Consider the following 19,742-nt stretch of genomic DNA (forward strand, 5'->3'; position numbering starts at 1 on the left):
AAGTTCTGCCCTTATCAAAGAAATTAAAATGACTAAAACGATTATTATATCAAACAGGCTGCCTGTCGATTTAAAAATCAAAGCCAAAAAGATAGAGGTCAGACCAAGTGTCGGCGGACTGGCCACCGGGCTAAGTACTGTTCATAGGCAGGGTAAAAGTATATGGATAGGCTGGCCGGGCTTGACAATAGAAGAAATAGGTACTGTATACAAAGAAAAAATAAAAGAAGCCCTGAAACCATTGAATTGTGTGGCTGTCCAACTTTCAGATAAAGATGTATCAGGATATTATTTTGGATTTAGTAACAAGTCCCTTTGGCCCTTATTTCACTATTTTCTCGAATACACGGAATATCAACCTGAACAATGGACAACATACAAAGAAGTAAATGAAAAATTTGCAGAAACAGTTCTAAATAACTGCAATGACGGTGACACGATATGGATTCATGATTACCAATTATTATTACTACCAAAAATTTTACGCGACAGAAATCCGACATTAACAATAGGTTTTTTTCTACACATCCCATTCCCTGCATTTGAAATCTTCAGAACTTGCCCCTGGCGTAAAGAGTTATTACAGGGGATGCTCGGTGCCAATCTTATTGGCTTTCATACCTATGATTATGCCCAGCATTTCCTGAATTCTGCAAAGCGCATTGTTGACATACAGCTACACTTTAATGAAATTACCTATGACAATAGAACTATAAAAGTCGATTCATTCCCAATGGGCATTGACTATTACCATTTTTATAATACTGCTCTGGATCATCTAAAAGGAAAGTATATCAAAAAATCCGACTTAAAACAACATCTTATGGAATACAGGAATAATCATCCTGATCGAAAAATGATACTTTCCATAGACAGAATGGATTATACAAAAGGAATTCCTAACAGAATCCATGCTTTTGGATATTTTTTAGAAAAATACCCCCAATACATCGGAAAAGTAAGGTTAGTTATGCTATCAGTCCCCTCAAGAGCCAATGTCCCTCAATACCGCAAACTTAAAAAGGAAACAGACGAGCTGGTGGGACGTATCAATGGCAAATTCGCCACTATTGACTGGACTCCAATATGGTATTTTTACAGATCAATGCCTTTTGAAAACTTAATTGATTTATACACAAATGCACAGGTAGCATTAATAACCCCCTTGCGGGACGGTATGAATCTGGTGGCTAAAGAATACATCGCTACACGAACAAAGAAGGATGGCGTACTTATCTTAAGCGAAATGGCTGGAGCAGCTAGTGAAATGCAGGAAGCAATTTTAGTAAATCCCAATAATGCAGATCAAATCGCTGAAGCTTTGCATACTGCATTAGAAATGCCGCTAAAAGAACAGATAGTACGCATGGAAGTGCTTCAGTCCAGACTTTCCAAGTATACAGTCGAAAAATGGGCTTCAGATTTTATGAAACAATTAAACGATTCCTCTATTCCTAAGGTGCTCAACTCCCCTAGTGAATTATTGGATAGGACAGCTTTAGAAAAAATGAAACTAAAATTTAAAACAGCTCCTAACAGACTCTTTCTTCTTGACTATGATGGCACACTGGTACATTTTAAACTAAATCCTGAAAATGCGATACCTGATCAAAAACTTTACGAATTGTTAGATGGGATAAATAAAAACAATAATACAGAAGTGGCAATTATTAGCGGTAGAAGTCGAAGATCTCTGGCAAAATACTTTGCCCATAAAAAATATACACTGATAACGGATCATGGCATATGGATTCGAAAAATTGATGAAGAATGGAAAAAGATTGAGAATCCTAAAACAGAATGGAAAGACTCAATCAGACCGATTATAGTGTGTTTTGTGGATAAAACCCCCGGTTCATTCTTAGAAGAAAAAGAATTTTCACTTGCCTGGCACTATCGCAAAGCTGAGGCTCATTTAGCTGAAATCCGTATGCGTGAATTAAGAATAGTCCTTTCCGGATTGGTTACAGATAGCGAACTTTCTATTCTTAATGGTAATAAAGTTCTTGAGGTCAAAAACAGTATCGTCAGTAAAGGAAGAGCAATTACAAATCTAGATTTAGATGCTGATAATTTTATATTTGTCGCAGGAGATGATTATACAGATGAGTCGATGTTTGAAATGCTACCTCCAAATGCGATTTCCATTAAGGTTGGAAACACTGAAACACTAGCTAAATACCATGTGCAAAATATTCTTGCCTTGCGCAACCTCCTTAAAAACTTTGAATCGCAATAAAGTATAAATTGTGCTATTCATTGCAAATTCAAAATCCAACACCTATTTAGTGTCGCTCTAAACAAACAACAATTAAATTATATTTCAATAAAGGCAACATCAGATTCCTTTACTTATCATTACTAGTCCAAATCTCAATACTCCTCTTTTTCGAAATCAAGCCCAGAACGAATTATTTCTTCAATATCTCGGTAACTAAGTGTAAATCTTAATTTGAAATATACCGCGCCTGAAGAATTATGTATTTTGGATAACAATGACCTTTAGTATTCATTTTTTGATCGGTTTAAAGTTATAAAGATAAAAGTTATTACCAGATGCGACAGAACCGAATATCCTGCATTGAATTTTATATATCTTCAAACTAATTTGGGCACCAACTTTCAATAACTAACATCACTTACTGAATATTTTATGATCAAAAATCAATCAAATTATTATTCCCTTTCAAATGCCATAAATCAAGTTTATTTATTAAAATAAAACCATTCTCCGAAAATATTTCTATTTCATCACTATTATTAAATTTAGGAAAAATTCGCGTGGTAAAAGCTTCTTTATCATTTATAAATCCTTCAATCACTGAGCCATCAATAAACAAATGTATCTTTACAGTTTTACTATTATTAATATTAATTTCTCCTATTTCAATTCTTTTAGGAACTAATTCAGTTTGACTTGATTTAGATTGATCTATTACTAATTGATTCTTTTTTAAATCAAAACATAATTTTGTTGCTTCTCCATTTTTTTGATTTTTACCAATATAGAAACCAAATTTACTTGATTGCTTTGGTAAAATTTCAGCAATTATTTCAACTTGATGACCTTGACCAATTTTAAAATTAACAGACTCATTAACACTTACTTTTTCAAACGTTTTTAAAGAATCCCTCAATTTATTTAAGGCCGGATGTGGCGTTTGGTAAATTTCACCATCTTTCAATTTCCAAATTCTTGGAATACTATACAAATGTGCCCAGCCATGTCGTAAATGCAATTCACTTGGAATTAAATCCGGAATAATTGCAATTGCAGTAGTATTGCCTTCTTTATCAAAAGAAACTGACGGGGAAAGTAGCCTGTTAATTACTTCTAACTTTTTAGGCAACTTACTATCAGGAACAAATTTTTCGTTTATAAAATCACCAGTCCAATATAAATTTATTGCCGGTTTACCATCATGTGGTGTAGGATTAACAGCTAAAATATATCTATCATTTATTTTCCAAAAAACAGGCATTTCCCAAAAAATACCTGAATCATCAACTTTTGGATTTCCTTTATATAAAAGATGTGAATACTTCCATTTCTTTAAATCAGTTGATTTATATAATAGTAAAGCTCCTTTCTCAACTCCATTTTCCACTATCCCATAACCTACTGTCATGTACCAGTATTGTTTTTCTTTCCAAATATACGGATCCCTTAAATCGGTACGACTGTATTGTGTTGGTGGTCCTTTTACAACCGGATTTTCTTTAAATTTTTTCCAATTAATCAAATTATCATCCTCCGGAAAAGCAAGACACATTCCGTTTACTTTTTCATTTCCGCCTGTATAAACAATTAACGGGACTCCTTGATCATCTTTAACAACATGTCCTGACCAAATACCAATTTGATCATAGGCTTCCTCAGGAGATAAGGCTGGTTTGTGCTCAGTCCACTGCACTAAATCAGGACTACTAAAATGTCCCCAATTTATTTGACCTAAAAATACATTTGCACCATTCTTTTGATTAAAAATATGGTATTTGCCTTTGTAATATACCAAACCATGTGTTTCATTTGTCCAATTTGCTGCAGGGAGTAAATGGTATTTAGGACGATTGAAATTCTTTTTAAATCTGGACTTAGGGATTGCTAAAACAGCCTTTAGATTGCTTCTGTTTTTAATCTCAAATTTTGTAATGTAATCAGAATCCAAAGCTTTATTCCAGAGTTTGACCTCATCTATAATACCGTTAATATGGGTTAAAGGATAACGATTATCTAAATATTTTTCTTTTACATTAGCTCCGATAGTCAATTCATTAAATCTTGTTTGACTATTCAAATCATTTACTAAAACACTAAGACTATTAACTCCATTCATAAACAATTGCAGCTTATCCTCATTTACAGTCATGGACACATTGAACCACTTAAATTTTGGAAAAATTTGTTTTGAAAAACAATGTTTTTCATTTCCATTAATGGATACAGTTATTACTGCGTTACCAAATTGATTTAATCCAGCTGCTATCCAATTTTCTTTATTATTTTCTAAAGTTAGAGAAAAAAAGCTTGCAATGTCGGTGGGATATGTTTCTAAAGCTACCCATGCGCTGATTGTGCTGGGGGTATTTAAAGACTGTGAAAGATTCCCTTTAATGGCTGTTGAATAACCATCAAAACGTAAAGCAGTGCCTTCAATCCCATTTACAAATTCCGGAGTCTCAAAATTACTATGGATTTTATAAACCGTTTTTGTATTTTTTTCAATTGTTGATTTTAGTTTATTGGCATTAAAAGACCATTGGTAAAGAGGTTTTGATTCTTTAGTACAGGAAACAAGCAAAATTTGAATTAACAAAACAGTTACTATTCTTATCATTTTTGTCAGGTTTAATTTTGAAAACAAAACATTAAATCATCATGAATTTCTTAATCTCTTTTTCAGATATTTTAGGATTTGCTCCTTCGCTGGCCGCTACTAAAGCACCAATTGCGCAGGCATAATTCAACGATTTTTGAGGAGATTTTCCTCTGAGTAAACGGATAATTAATGTTGCCAAAAAAGAATCTCCTGCTCCTACAGTATCCACAACATTTACAAAATAACCACTATTATAATAAAATTTCCCATTGCTAAATAAAACCGCACCAAAAGCTCCTTTAGTTACACAAATTTGAGTTGTACTAGTTTTTTCGGCTATGAACTTAATATTTTGTTCAAAAGAATTATACGGAGAATCCATTTTTTTACTTATTTCAAACAACTCTTCATCATTTAGTTTAATGAAATCGGCTTTATTCATTAATTCAATTAACACATCAGTGGTGTAATATGGCGCTCTTAAATTAGCATCTAAAATTTTATATTTTGCCTTATCCAAAAGAGCAAACAAACTTGCTCTTGAAATTTCATCTCTACAAATTAAACTTCCATAAACGAAAGCATCAGCTTCACTAACCTGCTGTAACATTTTTTCATTAATCGCGATTTTATCCCAGGCCGATGGATAATGGATATCATACGATGCATTCCCTTTTTCATTAATCATTACGTGAACAACACCTGTTTTATACTCTGAATCTTCCTGAATTAATTCAGAACTAATATTATTATTCTGAATATATTGAACTATTTCTTTACCGTTTTCGTCATTCCCAATTTTACTGATAATAGACGAATTAACCCCTAAAGACCTCATCCTTAAAGCAACATTTAAAGGCGCTCCGCCAATTTTTTTATGTGTTGGAAAAACATCCCACAAAATTTCCCCAAAACAAACTACACTTAATTTATATTTTTTTTCCATAACTTTAAATTAAAGGGCAGGTAAACCCTGCCCGATAAAACCACTAGTTAACCAAACTACTATTTAGAACCTAAATAATCAATAGAATTTTTGTAAATCGTTCTTACATTATTTGCATACGGATTTACTCTATTATCATTCATGTGCCATTCCATTCCACCAATTCCTAATGCGATAATATGTCCCATAAATCTACCACTAGGTTTCCAATAGACAATTCCGCCAAAACCTTGTCCATCAACAGCCCAATCCCATGCTCCAATTACCTCAGCATCATAAAGGTTTGTAAAACTTACAAATTTTGGATCATCCAAAGAACCTAAATTCCAAAGTGCATTATGGTCTTCTTTATAACCTGAATTGATGACATAAACCATTCTATTTGCATAAAATTGACAACCTTGAGAGATAATATTCCCTAATTCAGAATTAGCAAAACCTACACCCCAGGTATCCGGATTTGCTCCTCCAGTACCTGAACCTAAAATATTTCGTAGCCCCGACATATCTCTGCCTAATTCTTCGACAAGACCAGTACCATGTCCTCCTGCAACGATTTTACCTCCCTGAACAAAGAATTTTGAAATCACATTAAGATGTTCCAAAAGAGCGGCAGGTTGCGCAGTAGAACCTACGTTATCATACATATAAAACAATACATTAACACCATCTAACGATCCTTCCGTCAATTGATCATAAGGAATATAGATAAATTTATCACCATAAACTTGTTGTGCCCAAAGTCCAGCCTCTTTTACATCATCGTCTGAAATATCGTTAAGAGTTGCCCCGTCTCCTAAAAATGCAATTTTTGACGGTAATAATTTAGCTGAAATCAAATAATGTCTTGTAGTAACTCCATTACTAACAGCTAAATCTACAGGACTTGACAAATCCAGAGTTGTTCCTGTTTCAGGCATTACAGTCACGCCGTTTGGGAAAACGGCATCGAAAGCCACATTACTTAAATCGGTGTCACCAGGTAAACTAACAGAAATACTTCCTTTCAAATGATTTACCTCAGCATCTTTACCATTTAATTGCACTGTAGAAACAATGTCTAAAACCTTGGGGCCATCCGTATAATTTTCTCGTTCATCACATGATTGTAACCCCATAAACAGGGTCACAATCAGTAATGATTTTATAACTATTTTTTTCATGATAATTCTATTATTTGCTTAATAAATATTCAATTGCATTTTTATGTAAACGATAAATATTACTCTGGAAATCATTCACTGCTCCATTATTATCAGCCATACTCCATTCTAACCAACCACCTGTATTAACAATCATGGTTCCTTGGTAAACTCCTTGAGGTTTGAACTCAGCTAAACCAATTCCACATCCTCTGGCGTCTAACCACTCGTACCATCTTATCAAAATACTGTTAGTAGCTGCTTCAAATTCTAAAGCTCTGTCTTCTGAACATTGTGATTTTGTAAATGCACTATCATAAGTACCAAAATCAATTCCGAAATTTCTATCTTCTTTATACTTGGCATTGTTCATTGGATAATAATCTGTTGAACCTTTGGTTAAACCAACCAATAATGGATGATTGGCAGAAGCACTTGGCGAAGAAGCAGAATAAGAACCTCTTAATCCCCAGGCATCCAGATTTTGTCCGCCTACAACCCCAGTATTTCCTCCATTATTGGCAAAAACAGTACTTCCTATTTTAATACGACCAATTTCATCTAAAAGATTTATTCCAAAACCTTCTACTATCAATCCTCCACCCGCTTTATAATAATCGTTGATGATATTAATTTGACTTGAAGTTATACCTGATGGTGTATCCGGCATATTTTGAGTCCCTACATTATCCCAATACAATAACACAACTTTAGTATTAGCTAAAGATTGCGCTGTTAAATTACTAGCTTGCATATAAACAAAGTCTTCGGCATAATTTTGTTTCAACCATAAAGCAGCTGCCTTTGTGTCTGGTTCGCTGATACTTTCAACACAACTCGCACCACTGATAAAAGCAATCTTTTTTGTTGAGTTGATAATTCTAGCCGTAACTGCATAAGTTTTAGTTAATCCCTCAACGTTTGTAACCGTATAATTTATTGGTCCGTTAGCGAAATTTTGAACCACTCCTGTATTAGGTGAAATTGTTGATCCTTCTGTAACTGTAATAATCGGTGTTATCGCTGATAAATTAGATCCGGAAGGGAAATCCATAATAATAGTTGACGCATCATTATCTACAATTCCGGTAATGCTACAAATATCTGTACCCGTTTTAAAACTAGTTACATAAGGAGCTGGCAATTGTTTTACTTTTACATAATAACTTTTCCCTGTAAAACCATCATTAGAAACAATTGTATATTTTACCGGATTGGTGAAATCCTGAGCTATACCCGATTGAGGGCTTGCAGTAGTCCCTTTTGGAATAATGTAACTAGGCACTAATTTTTTAATATCTTCTGTACTACCTACAGTCACATCAATAGTTCCTTTGTCTTCATCGATAACACCTACATTTGTTCCAATAGAGAATGACAACATTTTTGGATCTCCATAAGCAGCCACATTTGCAGTATATTCTCTGGAAATACCATTGTTTGTTACAGTAAAAATTACCGGTCCGGAAGAAAAATCAACCACACTACCTGATGCTGGTTCTACCGTTGCTCCCTCAGGCAGGCTCATTTCTACCGGAACTGCAGTCAAATCTGTTCCAGCTGGCAGCGTAAAAGTAATAACCGCATTAGTATGACTTATATTAGCGGATTGTTCCCCAACTTTAAAATCTCTAATTATAGAATGGGTATAATCAGGAACATTGTCATTAAATTTAATTGTGTCCTCACAGCCTACTGTTGTAAGTAAAATAAATGATATTCCAAAAAAAAGTGTTGGAATCATTTTAATCATTTTAGATATATTTTTCATAGTATTTCCTTTTAATTGATACAACAAATAATTTATTAATATGGTTTTAATAGCCTGTTCTTTGTTTGTAAACACCTCCTGAGGCATCAATTTCTATTTGAGGAATTGGCAAGTATTCATCTCTGCCTTCCGTAAAGGTTGCACCACTATAGTATTTGCGTTTAGCACTTTCTTTAAGCATGTAATCATTAATCCAGGTTGAAGCGATACCCCATCTTACTAAATCATAAAAATGATGACCTTCGTTATGCAGTTCCAGTCTTCTTTCCATTCGCAAGGCCTTAACTGCAAAAGATTTTGAAATCCCTGTTGTTGGATATAAACCAATGGAATAGTTAGCTGCATTAATATTTTGATTATTAAAATCATATATATAAGGCGAATTTTTAGCTCTGTTTCGAATTTGATTGATAATGGTCATCCCTGTTCCAATATCATTCAATTCGATGGAGGCTTCGGCTTTCCACAGCATTACATCGCTTATTTTTATGATTGGCCAATCCAAAGCTCCTTTCGCCCAAGGGAAACCTCCGGAAGCTCTCAAATCAGAATAAGGATCTATTTGGTTTTTCTTTCTTAGATATAATCCATATGTTGCAGGATCTCTGCTCCAATTGGTTTGTTGTGGCATCGCTTGCCATTTTTTCCAGGTAATTCCCGGACGACCTATCGAAAGATCCAGTCGTGGATCTACAGGAGTTGTTACATCTGTAGGGGCTAAATCTGAATTATTATATGAATCTAATAATGGCAAACCAGCATTATCTACTTTGAAAGCATTCACAATATTTTGAGTTGGTTTATCAAAATCATCTCCGTTTAAGTAAGGATGATTAGGGTCATCTGATGGAGAATCAGGAGAGTTTATTAAATCTCCAAAATTTAAATTTCCAAATTCAGATCCGTCATTCACAGAATATTGAATAGCAAATACATTTTCGGGGTTACCATAGCCAGGAGAGGAATATAATTTTTCTAAATCACTCACTAAACTATAAGGCCCTTCAATAACCTTGTCAGCATTTATAATTACCTGATCCCATTTTTTTTGAAACAAATTGGCTTTTGCTAAAAAAGCATAAGCAACCAATTTATTAACTCGACCTAACTCCGTTTGCGTAGGTGGTAATACCGGAATTGCATCCGTTAAATCTTTCTCAATTTTTCCCCATAAAAATGCAGTATCAAACGAATTTTCGATACTAGTAACTTTTTCGATTGGAGTATTTTCATCGATATAAACAAATGAGCCAAAATTTTTCATTAACTCAAAATAAAAGTGAGCTCGCAACACTTTCATTTCGGCAATTCTTAGGTCTTTATTTTCAAAGTCAGAATTGTTTTTTAATGCTATAATGGCACTATTTACTCTGTTTATTGAAAAATAAAGTGCTCTCCAAAGGTTATAAACATTTTCGGAAGACGAAAACACCTGTTGGATTTCAAGACCGTGCATTCCTCCTCCCGGATTATCACCTACGCCTCCACCTCCTTTATAAGAATCTCCGCTTCTAATATCAGAAAAACACCAGTTAGAAGGAGCGTGATCAAATGGCCAGTTATCTCTAAACTCACCCGTATTAAATCGGTAATCTAAAGTACTATAAGCACTTACAACTAATTGTTCTAGGTCTAAATTATTTTCGGAAATAACATTTTCCGGAGCTACATCTAAAAAATCTGCCTGACAGGAGCCTACACCAAGTGAAAGCCCGACAATTACTATATAAATTTTTATTTTTTTCATCTTCTTAAAATTGTAAGTTAAATCCAAAACTGAATGTTTTAGTATGCGGATAAACACCCATACCGGCAATACCAATACCTGTTCTGCTCAATCCTGGTACTTCATAATCAAATCCAGAGAATGGGGTAATTGTAAAAATATTTTCTGCCTGTAAATAAACTTTAGCGGCAGATAATCCAATCGATTTTATTTTTGTTTGATTAAAACTATACGACAGATTTATATTTTTCAATCGGAAAAACGATCCGTCTTCAACAAAATAAGTAGATGCTCTTTTTTGATCATTAGTATCGGTGGTACTCAAAGCCGGAACATTTGAATTAGCATTTTCCGGTGACCAAGCATCAAGAGTATTCTTACCATGATTGAATCCAAAATAAGCAAAATCAAGCATCTCTCTCTGCGCATTGTACATGTCATTTCCTTGAACTCCATCAAAGAATAAATTCAAATCCCATTGTTTGTAACTGGCTGATAAATTGATTCCATAAGTAAAATCCGGATGTGGATTTCCAATAATAGTTCTGTCATCCTGATTAATAACTCCATCGCCATTTAAATCTCTATACCTGATGTTACCAAGGGCTTTTCCTGTTTGTTCAGCATGAACGGCTACTTCTTCCGGAGTTCTAAAAATTCCATCAGCAACATAGCCATAATAAGAACCTATAGGATGTCCAATACCAGTATATGAAATCCCATTTAAAATAAAATTATCTGAGTTATTTAATCTGGTGATTTTATTTTTATATCTGGAAAATGTCACTGTAGCACCGTATTTAAAATCATTTTGAGATTTTGAATTGTAGCCTAACACCATATCAATTCCGCGGTTCGTCATATCACCGGCATTGAAGAATAAAGTTTTTCCGGCTTCACCTAAAACACTAGGCTGTACTATTTGCAATAACAAATCAGAAGTTTTCTTTTCATAGACGTCAACTACAAAATTGAGTCGCTTATTAAAAAGATCTAAATCCAATCCTAAGTTAGTCTGATAAGATTGTTCCCATTTTAAATTTGGATTACCTACTTGATTTGCAGAAACTCCCGTACTTATTGGTCCGCTACCACCACCATTCAAATCATAATTACTATTTTCCAATGCATTATTAAAAATAGAATATTGGGCATATTCTAGGATATCGGCATTACCATTTCCTCCCCAGGAAGCTCTTAATTTCAAATTATCAATGAAAGAAGAATTTTCTAAAAACTTTTCATTACTTAATGTCCAACCAGCAGAAGCAGTAGGAAAAACAGCATAACGATTATTTTTACCAAAACGTGAAGAACCATCTCGACGAACACTGGCCGATACATAATACTTACTAGCAAAATCGTAATTCACTTTTGCAAACATGGATTCTCTCCTGCTATCGGGACCTATTCCATAGGCATCCAAAATACTGGAGTCGGCAATAATGTCGTATTGATTAATGTTTTCAAAATCTACTTTGGTGCCATAAGGAACCTGGATACGATAATAATTGTTTTCCTGATCTTTTTTGTACACTTCATACCCCGCGAAAGCATTTAAAGAATGCTCTCCAAACTTAGCGGTGTAATTCACCAAATTGGTCAATATAAATGTATCCGAATTATTTCTGTTTCTGGCATATCTGGCAAACTCCTCTCCTCCTAACAACACTCTATTTCCTAAAATACTTCCGTTTTGATTAAAGGCAGCTGTATGTTCATTATACTTGTATCTATTAATGTCAAAGTTTAATTTTGAGCTAAAAGTTAAACCTTCTATAATATTTAAATCAGCATAAACGTTACCAAAGCTTCTCCACGTTTTTTGAACATTATCTTTATTTATATATAAAATAGCAAGTGGATTCCATTTATCTTGTAAACCACTACCTGTAGGTCCACCCCAGGTTCCATCTTCACCATAAACAGGGATTAAAGGATTCTGCAACAAGGCATCTTCCATAGAATTTCCTTTTACCTCCTGAAAATTTACAACCGTAAGATTTTCTCCAAGAGTTAATTTGTCTTTAAACAATTTAACACTTGAATTCAATCTGAAATTAGCTCTTTCATAATAGGTATATCTAATTACCCCTTCATCTTTGGCATAACCTAAACCGGTAAATATTTTCCATTTGTTATTAGCAAACGAATACCCAAAATCAGTAGTTGTCGAAATAGAATTTCTAGAAATCACGTCAACCCAATTGGTATTTGATAATCGTAAATTTTGATTGGCATCTAAAAATTCCGGAAGTGGATTTCCTGGTGAATAAGCAAAATTTCCTGCTGCTACCGGTAAATTCCCTTGTGCTTTATACCGAATGTCCAACCATTCCTGAGCACTTAACACATTAAAATTATCTCGAATTTTATTAATGGTAAAACGACTGTCAAGAGTTATTTTTTGCACACCGGCTTTGGCCTGTTTAGTAGTTACAATAATAACTCCTTTGGCCGCCTCTGTACCATAAATACCGGCTGAAGCAGCATCTTTCAAAACCTGAATACTTTCAATATCATTAGGGTTTAATCCTGCCGGTGAATTCGTTTGAACTCCATCAATTACCCATAATGGTCCTGTTCCTCCAAATACCGAAGTAAGACCTCTTATCGAAATCTGGGTATCATTTCCACCGGGAACTCCGGAGGATGTAAATGTTAAACCTGGAACTCTGGATTGTAATTTACTAATCACATTAGGTGTTGCTACCTTATCTAAATCGGCTACAGCAACAATAGAAACCGCACCTGTGATGTCTTTCTTCTTTTCTTTTGAATATCCTGTAACTACCACTTCATTAAGGTCATTTGAAGTAGATTTTAAAGTTATTGTATAACTTTTTTTAGAGCTAATAACAATTTTATTGTCCGTAAATCCAATAAAAGAGACAACGAGTGTCTGTCCTTCATTGGCTTTTATTTGAAACTTCCCATCAAAGTCAGTCACCACACTTTTGGATGTTTCCTTTACAAGAACAGTTGCTCCGGGTAAAGGTTGACCATCATCAGCTAAAACCATCCCGCTTATTTGGGATTGTTGCGCTGAAACAAGAAGCCCAAAGAAAAATAAACACAAAGTGATTATACTTTTCTTGGTTTTAAAACACTTGATTTTCATACTTTTAATTGTTTTGGTTTTTAGTTAATTTGATTTGCTTTTTAGTTGTTTTTAGTTTGCTTGCTTTTATTCATTACTTAAATTGGTTTATGATTACGTTGTTTAGTTCAAAATTTGAATTTGTTTTAACAACCGAAAGCGATTCCATTGGAAAATCCGGGAAAAATATTTCAGTCATTACTGTTGTTCCATTATCATAAAATATTTCAATGGAGGTTTTATCAATAATTAATCTCACTTGAATGGAAGAGAAATCAGTAATTATGGGTGCCGTAGAAACTTTCTTTGTAAAGTCATCGGAAAAGGAATGCTGACTGACTTTTTTTCTGTCAATATAGAAGATGTTTTCTTTTTTATTAATTCCAAAATGCAGTGCATTATTCTGATTATTAGAAAGAACGAAATCATAATTATCATTCACTTTAATATCCGCAACTGTAAAACTAATATCCAGTTTAGACATATCCGCAGTAGAATTATCTACAATAATCTGATTCTCATTTACAACAATCTTATCTTTTTGAAGTGTTTTAGAAATATACTTATCCAATTCTTTTACCGGCAAAGAAACTATTCTGTAATGACCTTCATTTTTGATAAGCTTCAACTCTCTTGGAATTGTCATGGCACTCCTCCATACTTTAGTTGGAACTTTACTAGCATATTGCCAATTACTCATCCAGCCAATGAATAATTTTCGACCATCTTTATCCGGAATATTGGACCAGGTTACTCCTGCATAATTATCCTTTCCATAATCTACCCATAGTGCTTGAACTTTTTTCAAATCATTTAGAAAACTATTGTCAACAGAAAAAGTTTTTCCATCAAAATCACCTACAAAATATTGTGTTGCAGATCCTCCATTAGGCCCTCCGGGATTAATACTTTGTAGCAATACCCATTTTAATTCATCAGTTCCTTCTACTTTTATTGGAAAAAAATCAGGACATTCCCAAGGTGCCCCATGAACACCTAAATCTTTTCCGAAAGCAGAAGCAAATTCCCAATCAATTAGATTAGAAGAACGATAAATTTTAGTTTCAATATCAGCCGCAATAACTACAATCCATTGCTTATGAATTTCATCCCAAATCATCTTTGGATCTCTGAAATGTTTAAGATTTGGGTTCTTAATTACCGGATTTTTACTGTATTTTGTCCAAGTCATTCCTTCGTCCAACGAATAGGCAATTGCCTGCGTTTGATAATCCATATTTCCTTCTTTTTCGCTCTGAACATCATGATTGGTGTACATCGCTACAATTGGAGGATTTTGCAAACTGCCTAATCCCGAAGTATTATTACGGTCAACTACAGCACTTCCTGAAAATATATAACCTTTAGCATCCGGATATAATGCTATTTTTTGCTCATTCCAGGTTATCATGTCTTTACTTGTTGCATGCCCCCAATGCATAGGCCCCCATACGGTATCATCCGGGTAATACTGATAAAATAAATGGTATAATCCTTTGTAAAAAAACATACCGTTTGGGTCGTTCATCCATCCACTTTTAGGAGTAAAATGGAAATTAGGCCGGTATAATTCCTCATTTGAAAGTATCGAATCCTTTTTTAGTTGCGCAGTATTACAACTTAGCATAGCAATTGAAAACATAAGACAATAAATTTTCTTTAAAAACTCTTTGGTATTCATGTTAATACTTTTATTTGTTAACCAACACTTCACTAACTTCTTCTAAAGAGATTCCTTTAGTTTCCGGCATCATAAAAAGCACAAATAGCAATTGAAACACCATCATTATGGCAAAAAACAGAAACACATTTCCTACCCCGAAATTGGTAAAAAGAATAGGTACCATAGAAGGAATAATGGCTGCTAAAACCCAATGAACGGAACTGCCAAAAGATTGTCCGGAAGCTCTTAAATGATTAGGGAAAATTTCAGAAATAAATACCCAGATAACCGCTCCCTGGCCAATGGCATGTGCGGCAATAAAAACAAAAAGAAAAATGGGTACCGCCATTCCTGTCCATCCTAAATAAAATGAAGCAGCTACCATGGAAAGAGAGAAAATATAACCTATCGAACCAAAAAACATGAGCTTTTTTCTTCCCAATCTGTCTATCAGATAGACACCGATAAGAGTAAATAGTAAATTTATAAAACCAATACCGATACTGCTTAGTAAGGCGGTTTTTGCTCCTAATCCAGCTTCTTCAAAAATTCTGGGTGCATAATATAAAAAGGCATTAATCCCTGACAATTGATTAAAAGCGGCAATCAAAAAAACCAAAATCAATTGGAAGCGGTATTTTTTGATAAAAATATTTTCATGCGAAGCGCTATTAGAACTATTCTTTTGCAATTCGTCCATAATAGACTGAACATCTTCTTTAGAACCAATTTTGTCAAATATAATTCGGGCTTCATCTGCCTTATATTTAGTAAACAACCATCTTGGACTTTCAGGAATTGTAAATGCCATTACCGAATATAAAACAGATGGAAATATCTGTACTCCCAGCATCCATCTCCAGGCATTAACTCCTACGTCACTCAACAAATAATTAGATAAAAATGCACAAAGAATTCCCAGTACAATATTAAATTGATATAAGCCCACTAAGGTTCCTCTATCCTTAGCCGGAGAAATTTCAGAAATGTATGCTGGTGCTGCAATTGTTGAAACTCCAATACCCAATCCTCCAATAAATCTAAAAAAGGCAAACACAAATGGATTGTTCGCCAATGCTGTTCCTGCTGCAGAAATTGAAAACAAAATTCCTATAATTAGCAGCGTTTTCTTTCTGCCCAATTGATTCGTTGGGATTCCCCCAAAAATTGCACCTATAACAGTACCCCATAATGCCATTGCCATTACTACAGAACCATGAAAAAAATCACTCGAATGCCACAACTCTTGTAATGTTTTATCTGCTCCCGATATAACTACGGTATCAAAACCAAATAAAAATCCTGCGAAGGATGCAATAATAGACCACTTAAATATTTTCTTATTCATATTCAGATATTTTAATTATCCAAATATCCAAATCAAACATCAGGAAGCATTTTTGATTTGTTGCATATTTCTCCATTTTTGTTTCCAAAAACACAAACCCTTTGTTTGCAACACCTTAACCTAATAAAAAATGAAATTAAAAAATGAAAATTCTAATTTTGATACCAAAAAATATAGTATTCGAACAATAAAAAAATAATTAAAAACAATATCCATAATTTATTCTAATAAAAATTAAAGATTTCATTTTTTAAAACTTAAATATTTAGACAATTCCTGACTAATTCCACTCAAAACCATTTTATTTCGACTATAAAAAACTTTAATTTCACCGTGTTTTGACCAAATTTCAAATCGAAAAAAACTTTAATCTTTGCTTAAATGAATAAGTGCTTCACTAAAAAATATACTAATGATTTATTGGTAAAAAAAAGCGGATTATACCCTGTATAATCCGCTTCTACTAAACACTTAACTATTATTAAACACTACAATTTTAAAAAAAACTGTTTATAACCGTAAAACAAAACACTTTAATTGATAATAATTTTTGCATCAAACAACTTATTTCCGACAAAACCTTTTATCAAATAAACCCCTTCTCTGGCTTTCATTCCATTATCCGTAATCCCATCCCATTTCACAATATCATTTTCTAAGCTAAGCAGCTTCTCTATTTTTCTTATTGGAAACCCGTTAATATCGAATATATATGCTGCAACATATAAATCTTTTTGAACAGTATTAAATTTAAAATTAAAATCACTCGAAGAGGGATTAGGATAAACTACCGGATGCAGAATATCTTCCTTGGTATCATCAAACTTAGCCACTGATGCAGTGCCTCCGCCTTGAATATTGTAAATTTTTAAATCTTTAGCTACTGCTGTTCCTCCCTGAGCATATAAATCAATTTGATTACTGCCTTCAGAAGGAAAAGATCGTGTTGCAAAAGCTAATTCCTCATTTACAAACACCTCTATTACGGATGCATCCACAAAAATTCTCCATCTGATATCCCCTGCAGGTAATTCATAATTTGAACTTTGAATCGATTTAGGCACATCGTTCAAAATCGAAGATTTACTTCTGTCCACAACAAAACTTTTGGTAGTCATATCATAATAAACAAGTGTTTGCTCATTAATACTCAAATTAGACATCAACGAAAAACCTACTTTAGTAGCTGTACCCGGATCGATTGTTGCTACAATTTCATATTGGTTCCCGCTGGCACCGTTTAAGACGTTTGAACTACTTTGATTAAAAGAAACATTGGTAAAATTTTTTGAAATTCCTCTTAGACTTAATACGTTTGGATGGGGCACTTGTACAATTTTACCATTAACTAAAGTCCAAACTCTGGGTAAACTAAACACATGCGCCCAACCTTGTTGCTTGTTTTTTTCGGATGAAACATGATCCGGAATGATTCCGATGGCAGTTAATTTACCATTGGCATCAGGACAAATGGAAGGTGATAATAAATGATTTATAACTTCTAATTTTTGAGGCACCGGATTGTCTTTGATAAATTTAGAACCATCAAATGTTCCTGTCCAATACAAGGCATTTGCCTCCGGTAACTTATTCACTAACAAAACTGATTTGAAACCAAAATTATAATAAACCGGCATTTCCCAAAAATCTCCCGTTCCATCTACAGTTGGATTTCCTTCCAACATGGTTCCTTGTTGTGTCCATTGCTTAAAATCATCAGAAAGAGATTTGTATAAAAATAATCCACCTCTGGCTGTTCCATTTCTTAAACCTGTACCTACCATCATGTACCAATCTAAATTATTTTGAAATACAAAAGGATCTCTGAAATCTGCATTGGCAATAGTTGTTGGTACGCCTGCAATAATTGGATTCCCATTTTTAGTCCAGCTGTCATAAGGTGCATTTGAAGTTGCCAATCCTATTGCCGCTCTTGCTTTGTTTACACCTGTATAAAAAACATAAGGAGTACCATTTTTAACCACAGCATGTCCAGACCAAATACCCACTTCATCAAATCCTGGTTGTGGCCATAAAACTTGTGTTTTTTCTTCCCAGGAAACCATATCGCTACTTATATAATGTCCCCAATTAATATGTTCTAAATAAGGACCATTATAATTACGTTGGCTAAAAATATGGTATTTCCCTCCCACATACATTAATCCGTGCGATTCATTAGTCCAGGCTGCTGAAGGCACCAAATGATATTTAGGTCGGTGATTATCATTCGCATAACGCTCGGTAAGCGGAATTCTTAAATCCGGATCTGAAAGCGTCATTTTATTATATTCATTTAAAATTTCAGTATCTGTCAAATCTTTATTCCATAAAGCTACCTGATCAATAGCCCCTGTCAGCCCATTGGTATCAAAACCGGCAACCATTTTAGTTTTAGATTCTTTGCCTATGTAAACCGTTGCGTTTTTATCCCACAATAGATTACCAAACGCATACGTCAACGTTTTAATTTTACTTCCATTAAGATAAAGAGAAGCTGTTCCTGACAATGAATTTATATTTAATGCAATAAAACTCCACTTTTTAAGAGGAACTTGCTGATCGGAAACAATTTGAATTACTTCTGTACCTACTTTAAATTGCCCAATTATCCTTCCCCACTGATCAATTCCTAAAGCAGCTCCGGAATTACTGTATGGATTAACATTGGAAAATATGGAAGCATTGGTATTATCTGATAATTGATCTAAATCTTTTCTTTGAACCGGAAATGCAGCCGGAGCTACCCATCCGCTAATACAAACCTTATTACTTGGAAAAGTTACATTTACTTTTCCTGTAGCCCATCCGTAATAACCGTTAGTTCGTAATGCTTTGCCTTCTAAACCGTTAATCCGTTCGGCTGAACCAGACGGTCCATTAATACTAAACGAGGTATTTGTTTTACTTTCAGAAAGCGTTTGTCCTGTACTTTCATTAAATTTAAATAATAGTAACTCGCTGGTAGAATTTACAGGGGGAGTTACAGGAGGATCTGTGGTTGTGTCTCTTTTCGATTTACAACTAAAAATTAAAACAGCCGTTGTAACGACCAAAATATACTTTTTCATATCATTTTTTTTAATAAAAATAATGAAGAAGTCTATCTGCCTATTTAAGTATTGTTACTGAGTTTATAATTTAAAAAAACAAAATATAATTATTTAATTTACAATAACTTATAAAAAAAATTCCATACTTAACTAAAAGAAAAATGAATACTTTA

At 33.9% G+C, this 19,742-nt stretch carries 10 protein-coding genes; 1 reads left to right on the forward strand and 9 read right to left on the reverse strand.

From position 1 onward, the window contains the following. The first annotated feature begins 28 nt into the window (after positions 1-28). Complete coding sequence (locus H599_RS0114900; RefSeq protein WP_026714859.1) at positions 29-2,239, forward strand: bifunctional alpha,alpha-trehalose-phosphate synthase (UDP-forming)/trehalose-phosphatase; 2,211 nt, start codon at positions 29-31, stop codon at positions 2,237-2,239. Between the two features lie 418 nt (positions 2,240-2,657). Here the strand turns inward: H599_RS0114900 and H599_RS19860 are convergent, their stop codons facing one another. The 9 genes from H599_RS19860 to H599_RS0114950 form a co-directional block, all read right to left on the reverse strand. Continuing rightward, entirely contained in the window at positions 2,658-4,838 is a 2,181-nt protein-coding gene (locus tag H599_RS19860) for a GH32 C-terminal domain-containing protein (protein ID WP_051590761.1), read from the reverse strand. A 31-nt stretch (positions 4,839-4,869) separates the two neighbouring features. Further along, positions 4,870-5,766: a carbohydrate kinase family protein gene (locus H599_RS0114910; protein ID WP_026714860.1), complete on the reverse strand. Its 897-nt coding sequence runs from the start codon at positions 5,764-5,766 to the stop codon at positions 4,870-4,872. A 59-nt stretch (positions 5,767-5,825) separates the two neighbouring features. Continuing rightward, positions 5,826-6,929 carry a DUF4960 domain-containing protein gene (locus H599_RS0114915; protein WP_026714861.1) on the reverse strand — a complete coding sequence of 368 codons (1,104 nt, stop codon included), beginning with the start codon at positions 6,927-6,929 and terminating at the stop codon, positions 5,826-5,828. Positions 6,930-6,939: 10 nt separating this feature from the next. After that, positions 6,940-8,679, reverse strand: coding sequence for a DUF5018 domain-containing protein (locus H599_RS0114920; protein ID WP_162174266.1), 1,740 nt, complete (start codon positions 8,677-8,679; stop codon positions 6,940-6,942). A 46-nt stretch (positions 8,680-8,725) separates the two neighbouring features. Next, on the reverse strand, positions 8,726-10,426 hold the full coding sequence (locus H599_RS0114925) for a RagB/SusD family nutrient uptake outer membrane protein (protein WP_035141732.1): 1,701 nt from the start codon (positions 10,424-10,426) through the stop codon (positions 8,726-8,728). A 4-nt stretch (positions 10,427-10,430) separates the two neighbouring features. Next, entirely contained in the window at positions 10,431-13,526 is a 3,096-nt protein-coding gene (locus tag H599_RS0114930; RefSeq protein ID WP_081810579.1) for a SusC/RagA family TonB-linked outer membrane protein, read from the reverse strand. A gap of 73 nt (positions 13,527-13,599) precedes the next feature. Then, positions 13,600-15,147 (reverse strand): glycoside hydrolase family 32 protein, encoded by a 1,548-nt coding sequence (locus H599_RS19865; RefSeq protein ID WP_245600527.1) that lies wholly within the window; start codon positions 15,145-15,147, stop codon positions 13,600-13,602. Positions 15,148-15,196: 49 nt separating this feature from the next. Further along, positions 15,197-16,516, reverse strand: a complete 1,320-nt coding sequence (locus H599_RS0114940) for a sugar porter family MFS transporter (RefSeq protein WP_026714865.1) — start codon at positions 16,514-16,516, stop codon at positions 15,197-15,199. Positions 16,517-17,049: 533 nt separating this feature from the next. Continuing rightward, positions 17,050-19,587, reverse strand: a complete 2,538-nt coding sequence (locus H599_RS0114950; protein ID WP_026714866.1) for a GH32 C-terminal domain-containing protein — start codon at positions 19,585-19,587, stop codon at positions 17,050-17,052. Positions 19,588-19,742 lie beyond the last annotated feature (155 nt).

The sequence above is a fragment of the Flavobacterium daejeonense DSM 17708 genome, assembly GCF_000425425.1.
Taxonomy (GTDB): Bacteria; Bacteroidota; Bacteroidia; order Flavobacteriales; family Flavobacteriaceae; genus Flavobacterium; species Flavobacterium daejeonense.

Bases quoted from the DNA above. Each gene is read 5' to 3' on its own strand.
- H599_RS0114900 (WP_026714859.1), top strand. From the start codon at position 29: ATGACTAAAACGATTATTATATCAAACAGGCTGCCTGTCGATTTAAAA.
- H599_RS19860 (WP_051590761.1), bottom strand. From the start codon at position 4,838: ATGATAAGAATAGTAACTGTTTTGTTAATTCAAATTTTGCTTGTTTCC.
- H599_RS0114910 (WP_026714860.1), bottom strand. From the start codon at position 5,766: ATGGAAAAAAAATATAAATTAAGTGTAGTTTGTTTTGGGGAAATTTTG.
- H599_RS0114915 (WP_026714861.1), bottom strand. From the start codon at position 6,929: ATGAAAAAAATAGTTATAAAATCATTACTGATTGTGACCCTGTTTATG.
- H599_RS0114920 (WP_162174266.1), bottom strand. From the start codon at position 8,679: ATGAAAAATATATCTAAAATGATTAAAATGATTCCAACACTTTTTTTT.
- H599_RS0114925 (WP_035141732.1), bottom strand. From the start codon at position 10,426: ATGAAAAAAATAAAAATTTATATAGTAATTGTCGGGCTTTCACTTGGT.
- H599_RS0114930 (WP_081810579.1), bottom strand. From the start codon at position 13,526: ATGAAAATCAAGTGTTTTAAAACCAAGAAAAGTATAATCACTTTGTGT.
- H599_RS19865 (WP_245600527.1), bottom strand. From the start codon at position 15,147: ATGTTTTCAATTGCTATGCTAAGTTGTAATACTGCGCAACTAAAAAAG.
- H599_RS0114940 (WP_026714865.1), bottom strand. From the start codon at position 16,516: ATGAATAAGAAAATATTTAAGTGGTCTATTATTGCATCCTTCGCAGGA.
- H599_RS0114950 (WP_026714866.1), bottom strand. From the start codon at position 19,587: ATGAAAAAGTATATTTTGGTCGTTACAACGGCTGTTTTAATTTTTAGT.